At 32.6% G+C, this 7402-nt stretch carries 6 protein-coding genes; 1 reads left to right on the top strand and 5 read right to left on the bottom strand.

Annotated features, from left to right (window positions below; genetic code table 11):
• The 5 genes from rplI to HMPREF1253_RS05585 form a co-directional block, all read right to left on the bottom strand.
• Window positions 1-450, bottom strand: a complete 450-nt coding sequence (rplI, locus tag HMPREF1253_RS05565; protein WP_023055764.1) for a 50S ribosomal protein L9 — start codon at window positions 448-450, stop codon at window positions 1-3.
• A complete protein-coding gene (locus HMPREF1253_RS05570; protein ID WP_023055777.1) occupies window positions 447-2429 on the bottom strand; it encodes a DHH family phosphoesterase in 1983 nt (660 codons plus the stop codon). The genes rplI and HMPREF1253_RS05570 overlap by 4 nt, the downstream gene beginning before the upstream one ends.
• 1 nt (window position 2430) lies before the next feature.
• The gene (locus HMPREF1253_RS05575; RefSeq protein WP_023055779.1) at window positions 2431-3318 is read right to left on the bottom strand and encodes a DUF2232 domain-containing protein; all 888 of its coding nucleotides are present in this window, start codon (window positions 3316-3318) and stop codon (window positions 2431-2433) included.
• A gap of 144 nt (window positions 3319-3462) precedes the next feature.
• Entirely contained in the window at window positions 3463-4317 is an 855-nt protein-coding gene (locus HMPREF1253_RS05580) for a YitT family protein (protein ID WP_023055781.1), read from the bottom strand.
• A 97-nt stretch (window positions 4318-4414) separates the two neighbouring features.
• On the bottom strand, window positions 4415-5809 hold the full coding sequence (locus HMPREF1253_RS05585) for a YfcC family protein (protein ID WP_162146343.1): 1395 nt from the start codon (window positions 5807-5809) through the stop codon (window positions 4415-4417).
• Window positions 5810-5936: 127 nt separating this feature from the next.
• Here HMPREF1253_RS05585 and HMPREF1253_RS05590 point away from each other — a divergent pair, with 127 nt between their 5' ends.
• Window positions 5937-7376, top strand: coding sequence for an amidohydrolase (locus HMPREF1253_RS05590; RefSeq protein WP_023055780.1), 1440 nt, complete (start codon window positions 5937-5939; stop codon window positions 7374-7376).
• Window positions 7377-7402 lie beyond the last annotated feature (26 nt).

Below are 7402 nucleotides of genomic sequence, written 5' to 3' on the forward strand. Positions count from 1 at the left end.
TCACCTTAATACTTCCACTTTTACCTTTAAATCTGCAAAAATATCTCCGTAAAGTTTTACTTGAACTGTTTTACTTCCTTCAGTTTTTATATTTTCACTAAGAAGAATCCTTTTTTTATCTATATCCAAACCAAAGACTTCTTTTATTTTATCTGAAATGTTTTGTGAAGTGATGGCACCGAATAATTTTCCGTTTTCTCCACCTTTTGCCTCTATTGTTATGGATTTTTTCTCTATTTTCTTTTTAAGTTCATTGGCTTCTTTTCTATTTTGCTTTTCCTCTTCTTCTTCTCTTTTTCTGTCTTCTTTCCATTTTTGTAAATTTTCCTCAGTTGCTTCTACTGCAATTTTTCTGGGAAACAAAAAATTTCTTGCGTAACCGTCTTTTGCCTCTGTAAGAGTTCCAGCTTTACCTAAAGTCTTGTCATCTTTTAAAAGTATTATTTTCATTTATTTTCAACCTCTTTCATATATTCATCTAAAGCCTTTCTTAAAATTTTTTCGGCTTCTTCTATACTGTCAGTTTCAACTTGGGCACCAGCCATATTTAAATGACCTCCACCGCCAATTTTTTCAAGAACAAGTTGAACGCTGAAACTTCCTCTACTTCTGCCGGAAATGTGAATTTTATTATCCTTGTGAGTTAAGACAAAACTTGCCTCTATATTATTAATTTGTAAAAGCTCATCTGCTGCTTGAGCCGCTATTAAAATAGAATTTTCTTGATATCTATCAAGTTTTGAAATTGCAATTTTACCATCGATTATTTTTGTTGCATGAACAACTTCGGCCTTTGATTGTAAAGTATCAAGGTCATTTTTAAATAGGGCTTGAACTTTTACCATATCTGAGCCCTGACGTCTTAACATACTTGCAGCTTCAAAAGTCCTTACCCCTGTTTGGAAGGTAAAGTTTTTAGTATCTACAATAATACCACTCATAAGAGCATCAGCTTCAAAGTGAGTTAGGTTTGAATTTTCACTCATATAAGTGAGCATTTCCGTTACAAGTTCACAGGTACTTGAAGCATAGGGCTCAATATAAGTTAAAACAGGATTTTTAACAAACTCCTTGCTTCTTCTGTGGTGATCTAAAATTACAATTTGATTTGTTTTTGCTATAAGTTCTGGGCATTCCGTCATAGAAGGTCTGTGGTTATCCACCATTATAATTAGGGAATTGGACTTTATTTTTCCAAGAGCTGCTTCAGAATTTAAAAAGTCCTTTAAAAGTTCTGGTTCTTCTTTCTTTAATCTAATCATTAAATTTTCAATGGAAGGATTTATTTCATTAAATACAATGTAACCTTTTTTACCCCTATTTAAAACTGCTCTGTGCACTCCTATGGCTGCTCCCATGGCATCCATATCCGGGTTTGCATGGCCCATAATAAAAACTTCATCTGTTGCATCAATTAATTGTCTAAGGGCAACTCCTATTACTCTTGCCTTAACCTTATTTCTCTTTTCAACAGCCTTACTTCTACCACCAAAAAATTCATAATTATCATCGACTCTTACAACAGCTTGATCTCCACCTCTTCCAAGGGCAATATCAAGAGCTGTGTCTGCTTCTTGATAGGATTCGCTAAAGCTTTTTCCGAAAGAAGAAACTCCTATGGAAAGAGTTATGGGAATTGCATTTCCCTTGTCAAGTTCTCTTAAATCATCAAGTAAATCAAATCTTCTTTCCTTAATTTGTTTTAAAGCTTGAAAACTTAAAACTGCTATATAGGTGTCAGAATCAGATTTTATTAAAAGTCCTTGATATTCATCAAAATAACTGTTTAAAATAGAATCTATTTCTGCAATTAATATTGGTCTTGAGGAATCTGGGGTAGAATCAAGAGCCTCATCATAATTATCAACTTCTATTTTTAAAATCATGGCTTTCGAATCAATATAGACTCTTTGAAGTTTTTTGTAATCCGATGAGTCCACCATAAAGTACATCTGTATGCTTTTTCTTTCAGATGAACCGGTGGAAAGATCCACATTGTTTTTATAAACTATATAGTCTTTGGAATCAAAGCTTATATAGTAGCCTGTTTCATTTATATCTTCACGAATTATTTGAGGTAAAATATTTTTTATATTTTCTCCCATAAGTTCTGAAGAGAATAAATTTACAAACAGGGTATTGTACCACAATACAGTACCGTCTCCATCGCATATTACCATAGGAAAAGGCATATTAAAAACGGCTTGTTTAGTGACTGAATCAAAATCCTGAGAAATTTGTTCAATATATCTTTGTGAAGCATAGTTCTTATCTTTTATATTTTTATAGCTTATAAAAATCAGATAGATGTAAATAAGACCTGCTATTCCGCCTACGAATGGCTTTAGTACAGTAATTACAATAAGAACTATAAAACTGAATGCAAGAATAAATCTTGCATCAAACAAATTAAAAAATTTATCTTTCATCTTAGTTCGGCAATCTCCTTAAATTAAATAAAGAATCTACAAGGCCAAGAACTGCCGAAGCTATCTGCATACCTGGCAAAAATATAAAAAATACAAGGGCCAAGACTTGAATAAACTGGGAAGCTCCCATTTTAAACAATAGAAACTTTAAAGTTGCAAGACCGTTTACAAAGGTCATAAAGGTAAAAATTAAAGCTAAATTCATAAAAATTTCTTGAAAACCTAATAATTTTAAAATTAAAAGGACAAGAATTGAAATTGCCACAAAGATTTTTGGCAATCTTAAAAATTCAAAAGACGGTGGTTGCATTACAATTATTCCATCTTTTAAAAGTCTTCTGCCTGTTAGTAAATAGGTCATATAAGAAATTGCAATGCTTATTATAACTATTATTGAAGGTAAAAGAGCTATGGTTTGCAGATACATTGTCCTAAGATTTCCTTCTAAGTTTGAAGTATTTAAACTTCCGCTTTTTGAAAGAACAAGTTTTGCACCTTCAATATAAGCTCTTACACTTTCTTCTGAAGACAGGGTGCTTCCATTTATTCCATAAGCATACATAATTGACAAAATTGAAATAAAAGTTACTAAAGATGCAAGACCTAAGCTCACATCGACTCCATATTTATTTGTTATGAGGTAATGCAAGCTTAAAATCATAGGTGCAAATACCACAAAAATTGCAAGTCCCAAAGTAGGATTTATATATCCCATAATAAAAGATGGAACAAGCAAAGCTAAAATAGCTTTTATTATTGAATCCTTAATTCCGTAGTACAAAAACAATGATGGAAAAAATAGATAAACAGGTGGGAAAAATAATCCCAACATTGTAATTGTTATTGAACCAAGGAGCAATTTTAAAATGTTTAAATTTGTTGTTTTCAAAAAATCAACTCCCACTTTATTTTACCATAGGTGGACAAATATTAAAATATTGGCTGATTTCATAAAATCACTTTATCTTGCCTTTTGTAGTTTAAAAAATTTTTGAAATAAAAAAACTCAGCCTTTTTTGACTGAGGATATTTTTTATTCATAGGTGAAACCTTCTCCTTCAACTTCTGTTACTGAAGAAACATACATAAAGGATTTTTCATCGGTTTTTCTTATAAATTCTTTTAATTTTATTAAATCTCCCTTGTTTACCACAGATGTTAAAATTTTTCTATTTCTTTTTGTATAGCCTCCCATAGCTTCGTAAATAGTTGAACCTCTTTCTATCTCCTTTAAAATAAATTCATTTATTATTTCCGTCTTTTCAGAAACTATTGTCACATAAAACTTTGTATCAAAACCGGCAATCATCTTGTCTATTACAAAAGAATTCATAAAACAACCAAGAAGGGCATACATTCCAAGACCAGGTCCATACAATAAAAGAGCTATTAGGGTTACAACTCCGTCACTCATTATAAGTCCGTTGCCAAAGGAAAATCTTGTATACTTTTCTATAATCTTTGCAAGTATATCTGTTCCACCTGTGGAAGCTCCTTGATTTACTACAATACCTATACCTATTGCCTGAATTATTATTCCAAAGACAAGATTTATAAATATATCTCCTTCTACTATGGGTCTTATTGTAGGCATTGTCTTTTCTAAAAGCCACAAGAAAAATCCCAAAGACATTGAAGCATACACTGTATAAAATCCAAAATCTCGTCCTATGGTGACAAAGCCCAGAACTACCAAAATCATATTTAATGCAAATAATATGTATGATACAGGAATAAAGGGAAATATATGTCCAAGCTCTATGGAAAGTCCGCTTGTTCCTCCAACTGCAAGACTATTTGGAATTAAGAAAAAATGCAGTCCAATTGTAACTAAAACAACTCCTAAGTTTACAAGTAAAAATCTTTTTATATTAAAAACACTCTTCATTTTTCACCTCAAGAAATATTATAACAAAATTTTTCAAAATTTTTATAAGTATTTTAACAATAAAAAATCCCTGCTTTTGCAGGGATAAAAAATTTTTTTAGAATGGTCCATAATTGATTTTTACTGCTACATAGAGTGCACCTATGGCCACAATGAAGAAGAATATTATAAGAGGTGCAACAAATTTCAAATACTTATTATATGGAACTTTACCATAAGATAAGAACATAAGAAGTGAACCGTAAGTAAACCAAACCATGTTTGTTATACCATCTCCAAATTGATAGCAAAGGGTTGTTATTTGACGGTTAAGTCCTATTAAATCTCCAAGAGGAATTACAAGAGGTATAAGGGCCATAGCCTTTCCTGAACCTGATGGTACAAGACCGTTTAAAAGTGATACGGCTATTATTATACCTATTCCTGCTGTAAGAGTTGAAGTATTTGAAAGAGCGTTTGCCATAGCATTTATAATCGTATCAACTATATGAGTTGTTTCGAGAATCCATTGAACTCCTCTAGCAATTCCTACTATAAGAGCTCCACCCATGGCAGACTTTGCTCCTTCAATTAGGGAATTTACTATTTCATTTCCATTCATCTTGTTAAGAAGACCTGCAACTACACCACAAAGTAAGAAGACTGCAGTCATATCGTTAATGTTCCATTTAAGTTTAAACATTCCATATAGAGATAGTAAGAAAGCTGCTAAAAGAGCAAATAGTGAAAGAGTTTGACCGCTATTTAGCTTTTTGCCTTCATAAGTTGAAAAATCGTATTTCAAATCTGAAGTGTCTATATCTGCTACCAAACTTTTTGAAGGATCCTTTTTAATTTTATTTGCATAGGCAAGTATATAAGCTAAAGAGCCTACTAAAAATATAATCCATACTGCAAATCTTAGAGAAAATCCTGAAAATAGAGGAAGTTCTGAAATTTGTTGTGCTATACCTACAGTTAATACGTTAGTTGGGCCTGCACAAAATCCGGCCATCATTCCTACTATTACAATACTTACAGCAACTAAACTGTCAAGACCTAAAGCCAGCATAATAGCTACAACAAGAGGTGTAAAAGGAAGCATTGTTTCAATCCATCCTAAAAATCCTCCAAGTAAAGCAAATATTAAATAAAAAGCTATAATTAATAAATTGCTGCTCTTTGTGCCAAGTCTTGAAATAAGTTTATAAATTGCAAGAGGTATAGCTTCCGTTTTGTCATAGATTTTAAGAGTGCCACCAATGATAAGTATAATTGCAATTATTGGTGCGGCTCCTATAAAACCGTAAGGAACAGCACGAAAGATATCAATTATACTTGCGTGACTTGCTTCAATAGTCTTATAAGAGTTTGCTACAACCATAGTCTTGCCGTCTACGACTTGTCTTTCAAAACTTCCGGCAGGAACAAAGTAGCTTAAAAGTCCACACACTGCTATTACTGAAAATAAAAGTATGTAGGGATTGATGTTTAATGATTTTTTCTTTTTCATCATATATCCTCCTTTCATCAATTAACTTTATTATAAGACAAATAAACTTTTTTTTCATTACTTTTTAGAAAACGTTTTTTAATTTGATTTTTATTTTAAATAATATAAAATAGTATTAGGTGATAATATGAAAGATAATTTAAAAGAATTAGTAATTGAATTACAAAAAAAACACGAAAATTTAACATGGAGCTTAAGTGAAAAGATATGGAATCTTTCTGAAGTCGGCTTAATTGAATATAAGAGTGCTGACGCTTACAGAGAAGTTTTAAAAGAAAATGGTTTCACAATTAGCCCCGTAAAAGGTATTGAAACTGCCTTTGTTGCAAGTTATGGAAACTCATCTCCCATTATAGGATTTACAGGAGAATATGACGCTCTTCCTGGTTTAAGCCAGGTTGCAGGTCTTGCTGAAAAAAAACCTGAAGAAGGAAAAACAGACGGTCACGGTTGCGGTCACAATAATTTAGGAACAGGAGCCTTAGGTGCCGCTCTTATTGTTAAAGACTACATTGACAAAATTGGCCATGGAACTGTTAAATTTTTCGGAACTCCATCAGAAGAAAGGGACGGAGCAAAAACATTTATGGCAAGAGATGGTTATTTTGATGACTTAGACATGGCTTTAACATGGCATCCAAAAGACAGAAATGCAGTTTGGACTGAAGGAACTCTTGCAAACGTAATTATGGACTATAAGTTTAAAGGAACATCATCCCACGCATCAGATGCACCGGAAAATGGTAGAAGTGCCCTTGATTCCTGTGAACTTATGGACGTAGGTGTAAACTATCTAAGAGAACACGTAGTAGAGCAAGCAAGAATTCACTATGCTTACCAAGATGTAGGAGGAAGTGCTCCAAATGTTGTTCAATCCCATGCAGGACTTAGATATTTTTATCGTGCTCCGAAAATTAAAGAAGCCCTTGATATAGCAAGAAGAGGAGATAATATTGCAAAAGCAGCAGCTATGATGTGTGAGACCGAAGTAGAAGCAAAAATGATTGTTGCAATTTCTGATTACCATGCAAATAAAACTTTGGCTAAAGTTATGGACGAAGCCTTTAAAGAACTGGGTGCACCAGAATTTGACCAAGAAGATTTTAAACTTGCAAGAGAATTTTATGAAACTCAAACAGAAGCTGTAAAAGAAGCTACAAAAGAAAGACTTTTAGATGAATTTGACGAAAAAGACGTGGAAGACATGTTGGAAAAGGGAATACAAACAAAAGTTGAACCCCTTGATTTAAAACGTAGAGCCATGACAATCACTTCCGATGTAGGAGATTTAAGTTATGCAGCTCCAACCATCCAACTTAACATGGCAACAGCCGCTTTGGGAACAAGTTTACACACTTGGCAAATGACTGCACAAGGACTTACATCATATGCAAAAAAAGCAAGTGCAAAAGCAATGCAAGTTTTAGCTTTAACTGCTATAAAAGCAATGAATGATCCTGAAATTTTGAAAAAAGCAAAAGAAGAACTTGTTGCTTTTAGAGGGAAAAAATATCAAACTCCTTTAAAAGATGACATAATAATTCGTGATCCTAAAGTTAGTAAATAATTATTAATAAAAAATAGCTCCATTTA

It is taken from the genome of Peptoniphilus sp. BV3C26 (assembly GCF_000478985.1).
Classification (GTDB): Bacteria; Bacillota; Clostridia; order Tissierellales; family Peptoniphilaceae; genus Peptoniphilus_B; species Peptoniphilus_B koenoeneniae.

Bases quoted from the DNA above. Each gene is read 5' to 3' on its own strand.
- rplI (WP_023055764.1), bottom strand. From the start codon at position 450: ATGAAAATAATACTTTTAAAAGATGACAAGACTTTAGGTAAAGCTGGA.
- HMPREF1253_RS05570 (WP_023055777.1), bottom strand. From the start codon at position 2,429: ATGAAAGATAAATTTTTTAATTTGTTTGATGCAAGATTTATTCTTGCA.
- HMPREF1253_RS05580 (WP_023055781.1), bottom strand. From the start codon at position 4,317: ATGAAGAGTGTTTTTAATATAAAAAGATTTTTACTTGTAAACTTAGGA.
- HMPREF1253_RS05585 (WP_162146343.1), bottom strand. From the start codon at position 5,809: ATGAAAAAGAAAAAATCATTAAACATCAATCCCTACATACTTTTATTT.
- HMPREF1253_RS05590 (WP_023055780.1), top strand. From the start codon at position 5,937: ATGAAAGATAATTTAAAAGAATTAGTAATTGAATTACAAAAAAAACAC.